14 protein-coding genes are annotated in these 13,784 nt (G+C 33.5%); 10 read left to right on the top strand and 4 right to left on the bottom strand.

What is annotated here, in order from left to right:
• Positions 1 to 219 precede the first annotated feature (219 nt).
• Complete coding sequence (locus tag ABD816_RS08540; protein ID WP_344926437.1) at positions 220 to 759, bottom strand: GNAT family N-acetyltransferase; 540 nt, start codon at positions 757 to 759, stop codon at positions 220 to 222.
• A 115-nt stretch (positions 760 to 874) separates the two neighbouring features.
• Here ABD816_RS08540 and ABD816_RS08535 point away from each other — a divergent pair, with 115 nt between their 5' ends.
• The 6 genes from ABD816_RS08535 to bioA all read left to right on the top strand — a co-directional run bounded on the left by ABD816_RS08535 (position 875) and on the right by bioA (position 5,803).
• The gene (locus ABD816_RS08535; protein ID WP_344926436.1) at positions 875 to 1,450 is read left to right on the top strand and encodes a DUF4494 domain-containing protein; all 576 of its coding nucleotides are present in this window, start codon (positions 875 to 877) and stop codon (positions 1,448 to 1,450) included.
• A gap of 286 nt (positions 1,451 to 1,736) precedes the next feature.
• The gene (locus ABD816_RS08530) at positions 1,737 to 2,915 is read left to right on the top strand and encodes an aminotransferase class I/II-fold pyridoxal phosphate-dependent enzyme (RefSeq protein ID WP_344926434.1); all 1,179 of its coding nucleotides are present in this window, start codon (positions 1,737 to 1,739) and stop codon (positions 2,913 to 2,915) included.
• A gap of 16 nt (positions 2,916 to 2,931) precedes the next feature.
• Positions 2,932 to 3,345, top strand: a complete 414-nt coding sequence (locus ABD816_RS08525; RefSeq protein WP_344926433.1) for a putative signal transducing protein — start codon at positions 2,932 to 2,934, stop codon at positions 3,343 to 3,345.
• Entirely contained in the window at positions 3,342 to 3,959 is a 618-nt protein-coding gene (gene bioD, locus ABD816_RS08520) for a dethiobiotin synthase (RefSeq protein WP_344926430.1), read from the top strand. Before ABD816_RS08525 ends, bioD begins: the two co-directional genes overlap by 4 nt.
• Positions 3,960 to 3,962: 3 nt before the next feature.
• On the top strand, positions 3,963 to 4,484 hold the full coding sequence (locus ABD816_RS08515) for an alpha/beta hydrolase (protein ID WP_344926428.1): 522 nt from the start codon (positions 3,963 to 3,965) through the stop codon (positions 4,482 to 4,484).
• A 50-nt stretch (positions 4,485 to 4,534) separates the two neighbouring features.
• The gene (gene bioA, locus ABD816_RS08510) at positions 4,535 to 5,803 is read left to right on the top strand and encodes an adenosylmethionine--8-amino-7-oxononanoate transaminase (RefSeq protein ID WP_344926552.1); all 1,269 of its coding nucleotides are present in this window, start codon (positions 4,535 to 4,537) and stop codon (positions 5,801 to 5,803) included.
• A gap of 152 nt (positions 5,804 to 5,955) precedes the next feature.
• Here the strand turns inward: bioA and ABD816_RS08505 are convergent, their stop codons facing one another.
• Positions 5,956 to 6,408: a cytochrome c oxidase assembly factor Coa1 family protein gene (locus ABD816_RS08505; protein ID WP_344926426.1), complete on the bottom strand. Its 453-nt coding sequence runs from the start codon at positions 6,406 to 6,408 to the stop codon at positions 5,956 to 5,958.
• A 319-nt stretch (positions 6,409 to 6,727) separates the two neighbouring features.
• Between ABD816_RS08505 and ABD816_RS08500 the strand changes: the two genes are divergently transcribed.
• The 4 genes from ABD816_RS08500 to ABD816_RS08485 all read left to right on the top strand — a co-directional run bounded on the left by ABD816_RS08500 (position 6,728) and on the right by ABD816_RS08485 (position 11,392).
• Positions 6,728 to 7,834, top strand: coding sequence for a polysaccharide lyase family 7 protein (locus ABD816_RS08500; protein WP_344926425.1), 1,107 nt, complete (start codon positions 6,728 to 6,730; stop codon positions 7,832 to 7,834).
• A 172-nt stretch (positions 7,835 to 8,006) separates the two neighbouring features.
• On the top strand, positions 8,007 to 9,170 hold the full coding sequence (locus ABD816_RS08495; RefSeq protein WP_344926423.1) for a beta-ketoacyl synthase N-terminal-like domain-containing protein: 1,164 nt from the start codon (positions 8,007 to 8,009) through the stop codon (positions 9,168 to 9,170).
• Between the two features lie 198 nt (positions 9,171 to 9,368).
• Positions 9,369 to 10,478, top strand: a complete 1,110-nt coding sequence (gene bioB / locus ABD816_RS08490; RefSeq protein ID WP_344926550.1) for a biotin synthase BioB — start codon at positions 9,369 to 9,371, stop codon at positions 10,476 to 10,478.
• Between the two features lie 38 nt (positions 10,479 to 10,516).
• Positions 10,517 to 11,392 carry a cupin-like domain-containing protein gene (locus ABD816_RS08485; protein ID WP_344926421.1) on the top strand — a complete coding sequence of 292 codons (876 nt, stop codon included), beginning with the start codon at positions 10,517 to 10,519 and terminating at the stop codon, positions 11,390 to 11,392.
• Between the two features lie 128 nt (positions 11,393 to 11,520).
• On the opposite strand, the gene ABD816_RS08480 is transcribed toward ABD816_RS08485, so the two are convergent.
• Together ABD816_RS08480 and ABD816_RS08475 are read right to left on the bottom strand one after the other, a co-directional pair.
• On the bottom strand, positions 11,521 to 12,000 hold the full coding sequence (locus ABD816_RS08480; protein WP_344926419.1) for a regulatory protein RecX: 480 nt from the start codon (positions 11,998 to 12,000) through the stop codon (positions 11,521 to 11,523).
• A 60-nt stretch (positions 12,001 to 12,060) separates the two neighbouring features.
• Positions 12,061 to 13,602 (bottom strand): Rne/Rng family ribonuclease, encoded by a 1,542-nt coding sequence (locus ABD816_RS08475; RefSeq protein ID WP_344926417.1) that lies wholly within the window; start codon positions 13,600 to 13,602, stop codon positions 12,061 to 12,063.
• Between the last annotated feature and the right edge of the window lie 182 nt (positions 13,603 to 13,784).

The raw sequence follows: 13,784 nt of genomic DNA, 5'->3' as shown, positions 1-13,784 counted from the left end.
TCATCCTCCCCAAGATGTAAGTATATATAAAGTGAGTTTTAATTTATTAGAATTAGCCCCCTAGATTAAGATGATTTTTGTGAAGAAAAAGAGTGCGGAGGCACTCTTTTTTATTTTGCAATAAGTAGTTTGTGTCCAGATAAATGTTGTTTTAGTCAATTCCTAATCGCCAGTAGAAATTTCAAGAAAGATTATACGTATCGGATTATTAATTCTTTTTTAAGACCAATAAATTAATTTCCAATCTTGCCCTTTGTAGCGGTATGTCTTTAATAGTTGAAAACCAATAGCATAATGAGCTTGTAAAGAACGTTTGTTGAGTGCATCTACTTCTGTTATAATAGTCTCAAAATAAGGTTTAGTTGATTCCTGCATAGTTTGATAGAGCCCTCTAAATATACCTTTTTTACGATACGTTTTATCAATACAGATTTGACCCATAATGATATAGGATGTATCCTTCAAAAAAGAATTTTCAATCTTGACAAACATGGGTTTAAGAACTTCAATAGCATTTCCAAAATCTTTAGTCATACTTAGTGCATATCCAATAACTTTATCTCCATCCTTTGCGATAGTATGTGGTTGACTTTGATTCATGCGCTGTAGGATATCAAAGTTGTGTTGAACTGTTACGAAACCTTCTAGTGTACTTTCTTCATTGGTAATATAGGTAAGAAGGTTCTTTTTTTGAAGAAGTAGAATCTCTTGTAATTCCTGATCTGAAGATGCGGTGGTATAGGTGAACTGACGATTCATTTTTTCACAAAACTTTGAGAGCTAAATATAATCTTTACATTGTGAATATCTATTATAAATATTAATGGTTAAAACTTTTTTTAACATTTATATTTGGCAACCTAAAAAAAAAGATATGAGCGCCACTTGGTATGAATGTAAAGTAAAATATAGAAAAGTTAATGATTCTGGAGTACAAAAAGTTGTTACAGAGCCTTATTTAATAGATGCTATATCGTATACCGAAGCAGAAACCCGAATTAATGAAGAAATGTCTGCGTATGTAAGCGAAGAATTTAAAATTACAAATATAAAGGTTGCTAATTATGCAGAGATACATCCGTTCGAAAATTCAGATCGTTGGTTTAAGTCAAAAGTTTCTTTAATCGCATTTGATGAAGAGAGCGGAAAGGAAAGAAAAACGAATTTGTATTTGTTAGTGCAGGCAAACGATGTAAAAGAAGCATTTGATAATACGAATACGATGATGAAAGGTACTACGGGAGATTATACCATCCCTGCGATTTCTGAGTCTCCTATTATGGATGTTTTTCCTTATTTTACAGGAGAGGAAGATCAGTTAGAAAAATTCAAATCTTTGAGAGATTCTGGCGCTCCTGTGGAAGAAGTGTCAGAAGAATCGGTATCAGAAGAATTTGTGATTGACGATATAGTTACAGAAAATGATATATCAGAAGAAGTTATAAGGTAATTTGCGAAAAGCAGAGATTTTTCTTTATAAACAGATTTAAAAATCCTTATAGATTCTCAATATCTATGAGGATTTTTAGTAAGTATATATTTTGTGTCAGTTCATTGAGGCAGAACCGTTATAATATATAATATATACAACTAAAGATTTATTAGCGTATTGGTGTAAGACTTCTTTTTAACAAAGCTTTTAGTTGATAAAAAAGTAGAAATGTTATAAATGAATCCTTTAAGCTAAAAATAGTAAAAGAATAATCCATATCAGGGTATTGTCGTATTTTAGCAGTATGAAAAGTTTGCCTAATAAACTTAAGAAGAAGCTTCAGTTACGGGAAGAGAATAATGCCTTAAGAGCACTTCCTGTAGATATAAGTTTAGTTGATTTTTCTTCAAATGATTATTTAGGTTTTTCCAGAAACACACAAGTTTTTGATCATTCGTATCAAATACTGAAAGAAAAAGCTCTCTGTCAAAACGGTGCTACCGGATCACGTCTGATTTCGGGAAATCACTCACTATATGAAGAGGCAGAAACGCAATTGGCCAAGTTTCATAAGTCTGAAGCAGTATTAATTTTCAATTCTGGATATGATGCTAATGTAGGTTTGTTTTCATCTGTTCCTCAGCGCGGGGATATTATTTTATATGATGAATTGATCCATGCTTCTATTCGAGATGGAATTAGAATGAGTACTGCCACATCTTATAAGTTTACACATAATAATTTAGAAGATTTAGAAAAAAAACTCCAAGGTCACACCGCTAATAATCGCAGGCATAATAAAGGTACTGGAGAAATATATGTGGTTACCGAGTCTGTTTTCTCTATGGATGGAGATTCTCCAGATATAAGAGCTTTTACGATCTTATGTAAAGAGTATCACTGTCGTTTAATTATTGATGAAGCACATGCTATCGGAGTTTTTGGAACACAAGGTGTTGGATTGATTCAGGACTTAGGGTTAGAACTTCAGGTTTTTGCCAGGATTATTACCTTTGGTAAAGCCCTAGGGTGCCATGGAGCCGCAATATTAGGAAGTGAATTACTAAAAAGTTATTTAATTAATTTTTCCAGAAGTTTTATATATACTACAGGATTACCCCCTCACTCGTTAGCTACAATTCTATCTGCCTATCAGGAACTACAAATCACTAATGAAATTGAAAACCTACAGCAGAACATTCTATTTTTTAATCAAAAAATAGGAGAAGTCGGTCTGGGATCTCGGTTTATTAAAAGTTACTCTGCTATTCATTGTTGTATAATTTCCGGTAATAACACGGTAAAAGAAATAGCCCTTGCAATCCAACAAAAAGGGTGTAATGTAAAACCAATTCTATCACCTACAGTACCAGAAGGAAAAGAACGGCTACGTTTTTGTTTACACTCATATAATTCAAAAGAAGAAATAGAAGAAGTTTTAGACGTGTTGGCTATCTTTGTTAGTGGTTTGTCAATTGATTAAAACGGTATATAAAAATATGGAAGAGATGTTTAAAACTGTGGCAGTATACCAATATTCATCTGAAGCGTTGATTTTTAAGGGGAGGCTGGAAGCAGAAGGAATCGAAGTGTTCATGAAAGATATGCATACTATAGATACAGATCCGTTAGTAAGTAATGCTATAGGAGGCGTTAAAGTTAGAGTACGAATTAAAGACGAACCAAAGGCATTAGGTATACTAAAAGACATAGGAAACTATTCTTATAATGACATAGGGAAAAGGATTCAATGTCCTAATTGTCAAAGTGACCGTGTAGAATATTTTACTACAATTAAAGATATAGAATCGTTATTAGCTTTTTTGTTTGGGTTTATATTTGGAATTTTTCCATTTTATACTAAATATTCTTATCGTTGTGAAGCTTGTAGACATAAATTTAATCTAAAATGAAAAAAATTTTTATCACGGGGATCGGTACAGATGTGGGTAAAACAATAGTATCTGCAATAATAGTAGAAGCACTACGGGCAGATTATTTTAAGCCTGTCCAGGCAGGAGATTTAACATATTCGGATACAGACAAAGTAAAGGAGCTAGTGTCTAATGAGGTTTCTGTATTCCATAAGAATAGTTATGCATTACAAACACCCATGAGTCCGCACGCGGCTGCTGCAATTGATGGAGTTACTATTGATAGTAAAAGTATTCAGCTTCCGAAAACTAAAAATGATCTAATTATTGAAGGTGCAGGAGGATTATTAGTGCCAATCAATGATACCGAAACGATCCTGGATCTTATACAATCAGATTACAAGGTAGTGGTAGTGTCCAGGCATTACTTAGGAAGTATTAATCACACCTTGCTTACGATACAGCTTTTACAGCAAAAAGGATTTAATCCGGTTATTATTTTTAATGGAAATGAACATAATACAACAGAGAGTATTATAAAAAAAATGACAAATGCTTCTGTCATTGGAAGAATAGATAATGAGCCTTATTTTGATAAAAATGTAATCCTGGAATATGCCGATCTGTTTAGGGAAGCATTAAGTGATTTATAAGCAATGAAACCAAGATTATTAGTGCTATCAGATTTATGGGGAGTTAGAAATGTAGAATGGCTCAAAGTGTATTATAAGTTACTAAGTCCCATTTTTGAAGTTGAAATATATGATTCTTGTGTTTTAGGAGATGTTGAGATAGCACATAAATTAGAAGCTACCATCCACAATGAATTTGTTACTACCGGAATTGAAGCCGCTGTTCGTAAATTATTAGCTATTGAAACAGGAAAAATAACAATAATAGCATTTAGTATTGGTGGAACTATTGCTTGGAAAGCCGCATTACAAGGGTTGAATGTAGACATCTTATATGCTATTTCTTCTACCAGATTACGTTATGAAACTCAAAAACCATTATGTGATATTCAATTGTATTTTGGGCAACAAGATTGTTATAAACCCAATCATCTTTGGTTTGATGATTTTGAAATAAAGAAAGAAATATACGTTGGCAAAAAACACGAAATGTATAGTGAAATTGATGTTATTGAAAAAATATGTAAAGAAGTACTAAGAAAATGATAGAGTTATCCAAAGAGGAATTTATATCGAAGACCACAGAAACAGATACAATGAATTTACAAGAAAGAGATAAAAAACATTTGTGGCATCCATTAACACAACATAAAATTCATCCTGATGCTTTACCAATTGTAAAAGCAACTGGAGCTTTATTATATGATGATCAAGGAAAAACTTATATTGATGGAATCGCATCCTGGTACACAGCAATGTATGGTCACTGTAACCCGTATATTATTCAGAAAGTAAAAGAACAAATGTGTGTGCTAGACCAGATTGTATTCGCAGGATTTACCCATGAGCCAGCCATACGGCTATCAGAGGAATTAATCCATATTTTGCCTGATAATCAACAGAAAATATTTTTCTCTGATAATGGCTCAACTGCTAATGAGGTTGGGATTAAGATGGCCTTGCAATATTATTTTAATAGAGGCGAAAAGAGAAATGTAATTATTGCTTTTGAAGATGGTTTTCACGGAGATACTTTTGGTGCAATGTCTGCTTCGGGGCTATCGGTATACAATGGTCCTTTTGAAGATTTTTTTATAGATGTAAAACGTATTCCAACGCCTACTTCTCAGAACATAGCAGAAGTTTTAAAGCAGTTGCAAAACATAATTAATAATAATCAGGTAGCTGCTTTTATTTATGAACCCTTAGTGCAGGGAGCGAATGCCATGCACATGTTTAAGGCGGATCATCTCAATAAAATTTTAGAGATTTGTAAAAAAAATGAAGTGCTTACCATTGCAGATGAAGTAATGACTGGTTTTGGTAAAACAGGTAAGAATTTTGCTTCTGAGTATATAGATACTAAACCAGATATCATTTCTATGTCTAAAGCATTAACCGCTGGTTTTGTGCCAATGGCGGTTACAAGCTGTACTCAGAATATCTACGATGCCTTTTTAGATGATTCTGTAGGGAAGGCTTTTTTTCACGCACATACGTATTCTGCAAACCCCATCGCATGCTCAGTTGCCCTGGCTGGAATCGAATTATTAAGATCAGAAGAGATTCAAAATAATATACAACGAATCATGGTGTCACATCAGGAATTTGATACTAAAATCAGAAATCATCATAAGGTGCAATCAACTCGCCAAATAGGTGTGATTTATGCATTAGATTTGAATATAAATATGGATCGTTATGGTAAAAAACGTTATGAAATTTTTGAGCATTTTATGAAAAATGGAATAGCATTAAGACCTTTGGGAAATACAATTTATATACTACCTCCTTATGTAATTACAGAGAAAGAATTGAATACAATTTATAAAGCAATAGTAGTGTTATTGGACACTATAATTTGATGTATGTAAAACTTCTTTTAAAATGACAACTCATCTTGATGAAGTTGAAATTAAGAATATTGAACGTGAATATGATAAACAATACATTAATTACTTTTATCATTGTATTATTTAAAAGTAAATCAGAGGAGTATTTTATTTTGGTTTAAAAATCAATTAAATGTATTTTCCTTAATTTTTTCACCTTCACCCCATAATAAATCTACAGATTCATTTGTTTCTTTAATAACTGCATCAACTTTTGAATACGTCCATTTATCATTTTCTTTAGTGCCTGTTATATATATAGTTGCCTCTCCATCAGGTCCTTTTATTGGTATAGATATATCAACTATTCCAGAACCATTAGAAGTAGAGATCTCTCCAGACATCATACCATCTGCCTCTATTGGTTCTCCTAATACTTTTTGCAAATATTCATCTTGTTTTGCCATTTCCACTCCCTCTTGATAGGGCACAGTTCCAGTAAAGACTTTTGAGACGCCAAAAATCATTGCGCCAAAAAGAATAACTAATACTACAATTAATGTTAAACACCCACCTAAAGGAACTGCCCAAGGCCAATTTCTACTAAACCAACTTTTTTTTGGCACACTATTTTCCATATGATTGATCTTATTTTTTACAATATATGTAGGATTTCGATATGTTCTACGACTAATGAAATGTTTTTGTTTAAAATATACGGAGGTTAATGTATCTAATAGTATATTTGCAATTTTTAAAGCTTAAAAATCTGTTAATTAAAAGGTTTTGAGCCTTTTTTATGTTAAAAAATTGGGACTGTATTTCATTTAATCCGACTTTTTAGTCTTTTCGTCGGTTTTATTTTGTATAATTGCACTCAAAATGAATGTTTTACAAGTGAATACGTATATATTCGTAACCCTGTATAAAGTAATTTTAATTTAAATTAAAAGTTTTATGAGTACTAATACTATTATTAATAAGCGTTTCATCACTTTGCTTTTAGGAGCGTTTTTATTTTCTTTTTTGACATTAGGCAGTTGTAGTAGTGATGACGATGTTGCAGAAGAAGAACCTACTGGTTCTACGGGATCAACTGGTGTTACGGGTACAACAGGTGTAACAGGTGCTACTGGATTAACAGGTATGACTGGTTCTACAGGATCAACAGGTACTACCGGATCAACAGGTATGACTGGAACTACAGGTACTACTGGCGGTACAGCACCCTCAGATAACTTTGATTTAACAACCTGGAATATTAGTATACCTATTGATATTGATAATTCTGGTACAGCAGACAATATTTCTGTAATGACATTAAATAGCGGTTATGAAAACCCGGAATATTTTTATACAGCAGATGATGGAGGTATGGTATTTAAATGTCCTGTTGCTGGATTTAAAACTTCAACAAATACATCATATACAAGATCTGAGTTAAGAGAAATGTTGAGAAAAACAAATACCAGTATTTCTACACAAGGTGTAAATGGTAATAACTGGGTATTTGGGAGTGCTCCACAAAGCGATATTGATGCAGCTGCCGGATATGATGGTGTGCTTACAGCAACTCTAGCTGTAAATCACGTAACTACCACAGGTGATTCAGGTCAAGTAGGAAGGGTGATAGTTGGTCAAATTCATGCTAATGATGATGAACCGGTACGTATATATTACAGAAAATTACCTGGCAACACTAAAGGATCTATCTATTTTGCACACGAGGCAAATGAAGATGTTTTAAATGATGAAGATTGGTACGAATTAATTGGTAGTCGTTCTAGTTCTGCTTCAGATCCTTCAGATGGAATTGCATTAGATGAAAAATTTAGTTATACCATCAAGGTAACAAATAATACATTGTGGGTTACTATTAGTAGAGAAGGTAAAGCCGATATCGTACAAGAAGTGAATATGACACCAAGTGGTTATGACGTTGGCGGTCAATATATGTACTTTAAGGCTGGAGTATATAACCAAAATAACACTGGAAATGATGATGATTATGTGCAAGCAACTTTTTATAGTTTAGAAAATACACATACAGGATATACTAATTAAAAATATATATTCTAAAAATTAGAATAATTTTAGGAATACCTTTAAAAGCCAAATGTCAATGCGATTGATATTTGGCTTTTTCCTTTTCATATGATTAGGTTTAGAAAGGAATAAGAAACCATTATCAGTTGAACAAACCGAAACAAACTCTTACATTTGCTTAAAAAAATAAGTGTTACAAGACCCTATATCCATAACAGGTATTTCATCTGTTTCTCCACTGGGAAATACTACAGAGCAAATTTGGAATTTATATAAGAAACCTTCTCACTGTATTACTCTTCATGATTTCGGAAATGACAAAGTGCCAATCGCTACTATAAGTGATACATCAAGAAATCAGATAGACTATCTTAAACAAGAAAATTCGCAGTACGAATCATTAGATGACTCTGTCTTATTCGCGATTTTTGCAGCAAGAGCAGTTATTAAGCAAGCGGCTTGGAAGGGAACATTTGATTTTGGAGTTAATATAGGCTCCTCTAGAGGAGCTACAGGACTTTTTGAGAAATATCATCAGGAATTTCTAGAAACGGGAATATCTGCTACTTTAAGCTCTCCTACTACTACTCTAGGCAATATTTCTTCTTGGATTGCTCAGGATTTACAAACTAAAGGGCCTGAGATTAGTCATTCAATCACTTGTTCTACGGCATTGCATGCGATTCTCAATGGAGTAGCTTGGTTGCAGGCTGGATTAAATGATAAGTTTTTAGTAGGAGGAAGTGAGGCTCCATTAACCCCTTTTACAATTGCCCAGATGAAAGCGTTAAAAATTTATGCCTCTGATGTAGCACCTCCATATCCATGTCAGGCTATGAATTTAGGAAAAACTAGAAATTCAATGTTTCTGGGTGAGGGAGCCGCTATTGCCTGTCTGGAAACAGGTATAAAAGATAATGCGCAAGCCTTAATCACGGGTATTGGATACGCTACTGAGCCTTTAAAACACAATATCTCTATATCTACTAATGCAGAGTGTTTTCAGAAATCTATGAAAATGGCTTTGGGAAATACAGATCCAAAACAGATAGATGTTATTGTATTACACGCACCTGGTACAATAAAAGGAGATCTTGCAGAATATAATGCGATACAAGCGGTTTTTGGAAATGATCAACCTGCATTAACAACTAATAAATGGAAAATTGGGCATACATTTGGAGCTAGTGGAATCCTAAGTGTAGAACTTGCAATTTTGATGATGAAGCACCAGGAGTTTATCCCTGTTCCTTTTATAAAAGATAGCTACGTGCCTAAACAATTGAATAACATTATAATCAATGCTGTTGGTTTTGGTGGTAATGCGGTTTCTATACTATTGCGAGTACCATAACTTGTGATATAAAATTGGTTTTTTTTAGAGAACTGTTTTGATTTTACAGGTACTATAAAATCATTAACAAAAGAAGATTTATTGGTCTAATTAACAAAAAGAGATGCTAATTGTTATTAAAAACAACGAATTTGACGAAGCTAATTTGTGTTTTTTGATTTTAAACAAGTATTTTTGAAAACTTACACATCTTTATCTATGAGCGTTATCAGACACGATTGGACTCCAGAGGAAATTCTGGAAATTTATAATAAACCTGTGATGGAATTGTTGTACGATGCTGCAACAGTGCATCGTGAATATCACGACCCTAATTCGGTACAGGTTTCTACACTCTTATCTATTAAGACAGGAGGATGTCCTGAAGACTGCGGTTATTGCCCTCAGGCGGCACGATACCATACCGATATTGAAGGAAATGATCTGATGAGTGTTCAGCAGGTTAAAGCACAAGCACTCCGTGCTAAAGCATCCGGAAGTTCAAGAGTTTGTATGGGTGCAGCTTGGCGTAACGTAAAAGATGGGCAGGAATTTGACGACGTGTTAGAAATGGTACGTACGATCAATAAATTAGATATGGAAGTATGCTGTACGCTTGGTATGATTACAGAAAATCAAGCAGAGCGGCTGGCAGAAGCGGGTTTATACGCATATAATCATAATCTGGATACTTCTGAAGACTATTATAAAGAAGTAATCTCTACAAGAGGATATGAGGATCGTTTACAAACTATTGATAATGTACGCAAGACAAACGTAACAGTATGTAGTGGTGGTATTATAGGAATGGGAGAAAAGCCAGAAGATCGTGCAGGGATGTTAGTTGCTTTGGCAAAATTAAGCCCACAGCCAGAGTCTGTGCCTATTAACGCACTCGTAGCAGTAGAAGGAACTCCAATGGAGGATCAAAAACCAGTAGAAATTTGGGATATGATTCGTATGGTAGCTACTACCAGAATTGTGATGCCACAAACACAAGTGCGATTATCTGCCGGTAGAACTGACATGAGTAGAGAAGGACAAGCGATGTGCTTCTTTGCCGGAGCAAATTCTATCTTTGCTGGAGATAAATTATTGACAACTCCTAATCCTGATGTAAATGAGGATATGAAAATGTTTAAGATGTTGGGATTAAACCCACAAAAACCTTTTGTTAAAAAAGCGCAGCCTGATACAATTGAAGCAATTGATTCAAAGTTTGAGTCTAAGGGAGAAAAACCCAAGTGGTCAAGACCAGAACATATCATTGAAAAAAATGAAGCTACAAAGTTAAAAGGACAAAAAGCTAAAGTTGCAAAAAACGCATAAGCTTATTACATTTGTCTAACTAATAGCTTGTTATATCGGTGAAATTAAATTTAGAACAAATACCAAGGGTTAGAACAATAACTAAAGAAGAGTTTATAAATACATATTATAAACCGCAAAAACCAGTAGTAATAGAGCGATTAATTGAAGATTGGCCAGCGTATGCTAAATGGAATCTTGATTATATAAAAGAAATTGCCGGGGATAAGACAGTGCCTCTATTTGATGACAGGCCTATAAGTTCTAAATATAAATTTAATGAACCACATACAAGCATGAAAATGAGCGAGTATGTAGATTTATTAAAATCTAAGCCTACCAACTATCGTATTTTTTTATACCATTTATTAAGAGAGTCACCTAAATTACAACAGGATTATTGGCCACCCGAAATAGGGTTGAAGTTAATAAAGGCAATGCCTTATTTGTTTTTTGGAGGAGAAGGATCAAAAGTTTTTATGCATTATGATATTGATCTGGCCAATATTCTTCACTTTCAATTTAATGGAGAAAAACAAGTTATCTTATTCCCACCCTCAGAAACAAAATATTTATATAAAATCCCTCATGCTGTTATTGCTCATCAGGAAATTGATTTTGTCAATCCTGATTTTGAAAAATGGCCAGCTTTAGAATACGCAAAGGGATTTACCACCACATTAGGTCATGGAGAAACTTTATATATGCCAGAAGGATATTGGCATCAGATGACATATATCACACCCGGGTTTTCTATGAGCATACGCTCTGTTCCCAAAAATATTGGTAATTTTATGCAAGGAGCCTATAATCTGTTTTTGATGCGCTATTTAGACAATTTTGTTCGGAAAGTTGTAGGGCAGAAATGGATAGAATACAAGAATGAAAAAGCGATAGCGCGAACAAATAAGAGGAATGGTTTTTCTGGAGTTTAACTTAAGATTAAATATTAATTTAATTAAAATAATAGAATTATCAAAAACCAAATATTTATTAGATAATATCTATAATAGAGGCAAAACTGTTTTAATAAAGTAACCTCTTTTACCAATTTTGCAATGCATTAGTGAGTAAGTTCTCTTGCTTTCTCAAAAACTAAATGCTGCTCCCATCCTCTATAGAGTAGGTAGTCAATTAATTTTTTTCTTTTCTTATAAGGATCAGATACTGAAATTGTATCGTACTTTTTTTCTGCCAGTTCGTGAAAAGTACTTATATATTCTTGCTCGTCAATTTCTTTTAAAGCAGTTTTTATATTGTATTCAGAAATTTGTCGAAACTTTAATTCTCTTACAATTCTTTGTTTCCCCCATTTTTTAATTCTAAATTTTCCTCTGGCAAAACTTTTAGCAAACCGCTCTTCGTGAAGAAAGTTGTGTTCTAGTAAGTGTAAGATTATCTTTTCCTTTGCTTCAGGAATAAGGTGCATAGTTTTGAGCTTTTCCATTACCTCTTTATGGCAACGATCCTGATAAGCGCAGTAATGTTCCATCTTTTTGATGGCTTCTGTTACGGTTACAGATTGTGGAGGAGTGTACTTCATTGATTGGTAAATATAGAAACAAAAAAATCCAGTTTACATCAGTAAACTGGATTTTTTATTCTATAACTGTATCATCTCTCCGTCTTTGTCGAGAAAATGATATTCTAAATACGTGTAAGCGTCTCTAGGTATAATTTTTACCCATTTTTTATGATCAAAAAACCATTTTGAACGGGCGGATGGAAATCCTTTTGTTAAAAAAGCTGCGATAAAAGGATGTGCACTGAGTGTTATCTTTTTATGATCTTTTTTAAGTATTTTTTCTAAATCAACCTTGATTTTATCTACTATAACGATAGGCGCCTCAATTTCGCTATCAGTTCCGTTCGGATTTTCCTCACGGGTTTTAATATTCATTTCAGGTCGAACGCGTTGTCGCGTAATTTGAATCAGTCCAAACTTACTTGGTGGTAAAATTTTATGCTTTGCCCTGTCGTCTTTCATCTCTTCACGTAAGTGATTGAAGAGTTTTCTGCGGTTATCAGCATTATTCATGTCAATAAAATCGACTACAATAATGCCACCCATATCTCTAAGACGTAGTTGGCGTGCTAATTCTGTTGCACTAATTAGATTCACTTCTAATGCAGTGTCTTCTTGATTTTTGGCTTTGTTTGATCGGTTACCACTATTAACATCCACAACATGCATTGCTTCTGTGTGCTCAATTACTAAATAAGCACCTTTACTCATGGATACCGTTTTTCCAAAACTAGTTTTAATTTGCCGTTCTATACCGTATTTTTCAAAAACAGGTACATTAGACGAATGTAATTTTACTATTGATTCTTTCTTTGGTGCAATTTCTTGCAAATAATCTTTGATTTGGTTGTAGAGGTCTTCTTCGTCTACAACGATTGAAGTAAAGGAGTCATTAAAAACATCTCTTAATATAGAAGATGCTCTGTTCATTTCTCCCAAAACTTTTGATGGGTGGTGTGCTTTATATAACTTTTTACACATAGCTTCCCAGCGATCCATCAGATTTTGTAAATCTCTGTCTAGTTCTGCTACTTTTTTGCCTTCTGCTACTGTACGAACAATAATTCCAAATCCTTTTGGTTTGATACTTTTAACGAGTCTTTTAAGACGTTCTTTTTCTTCTGTAGATTCTATTTTTTGAGAAATAGAAACTCTTTTTGAAAAAGGTACCAATACAATATATCTACCAGCTATCGATAGCTCAGAGCTAATACGAGGACCTTTTGTTGATATGGGTTCTTTTACTATTTGTACTAATAGCGATTGATTCGATTTTAACACATCAGTGATAGTACCATGTTTGTCAATATCGGTCTCTGAATGAAAATCTTTCAGAGAATAATCTTTTAATTTACCTGTGCTTACACGTTTGATGAATTTAAGAAGGGAAGATACTTGAGGACCTAGGTCGTGATAATGCAGAAATGCATCTTTTTCATAGCCTACATTAACAAATGCGGCGTTAAGACCTGGGACAGATTTACGTATTTTGGCAATAAAAATATCACCTACTGCAAAATTACTGTCATCTTCTTCCTTATGTAATTCAACTAGTTTTCCATCCTTTAATAAGGCAAAATCCGTAGAGGAACCAGATCTAATGATCAATTCTTTGTTCACTCTTAATAGATTTTTATTCCGTCCTAATACATACATATCAGGGAAATGGAATGGATTAAACAAATTTTTTCACAGGAATCATATAATAATTCCATTGAAATAAAGTCTTATAAAGGTAGTTGTATAAGATGCTCTATTTCGATTTCAAAGAACTTTTTGTTAAAATAAGAAAAAGTAGTTAG

The sequence above is a fragment of the Aquimarina addita genome, assembly GCF_039539305.1.
GTDB classification, from domain to species: domain Bacteria; phylum Bacteroidota; class Bacteroidia; order Flavobacteriales; family Flavobacteriaceae; genus Aquimarina; species Aquimarina addita.
This window is presented reverse-complemented; position numbering and strand designations above follow the sequence as displayed.

Bases quoted from the DNA above. Each gene is read 5' to 3' on its own strand.
- bioB (WP_344926550.1), top strand. From the start codon at position 9,369: ATGAGCGTTATCAGACACGATTGGACTCCAGAGGAAATTCTGGAAATT.
- bioD (WP_344926430.1), top strand. From the start codon at position 3,342: ATGAAAAAAATTTTTATCACGGGGATCGGTACAGATGTGGGTAAAACA.
- ABD816_RS08535 (WP_344926436.1), top strand. From the start codon at position 875: ATGAGCGCCACTTGGTATGAATGTAAAGTAAAATATAGAAAAGTTAAT.
- ABD816_RS08515 (WP_344926428.1), top strand. From the start codon at position 3,963: ATGAAACCAAGATTATTAGTGCTATCAGATTTATGGGGAGTTAGAAAT.
- ABD816_RS08500 (WP_344926425.1), top strand. From the start codon at position 6,728: ATGAGTACTAATACTATTATTAATAAGCGTTTCATCACTTTGCTTTTA.
- ABD816_RS08530 (WP_344926434.1), top strand. From the start codon at position 1,737: ATGAAAAGTTTGCCTAATAAACTTAAGAAGAAGCTTCAGTTACGGGAA.
- bioA (WP_344926552.1), top strand. From the start codon at position 4,535: ATGAATTTACAAGAAAGAGATAAAAAACATTTGTGGCATCCATTAACA.
- ABD816_RS08505 (WP_344926426.1), bottom strand. From the start codon at position 6,408: ATGGAAAATAGTGTGCCAAAAAAAAGTTGGTTTAGTAGAAATTGGCCT.
- ABD816_RS08480 (WP_344926419.1), bottom strand. From the start codon at position 12,000: ATGAAGTACACTCCTCCACAATCTGTAACCGTAACAGAAGCCATCAAA.
- ABD816_RS08540 (WP_344926437.1), bottom strand. From the start codon at position 759: ATGAATCGTCAGTTCACCTATACCACCGCATCTTCAGATCAGGAATTA.
- ABD816_RS08525 (WP_344926433.1), top strand. From the start codon at position 2,932: ATGGAAGAGATGTTTAAAACTGTGGCAGTATACCAATATTCATCTGAA.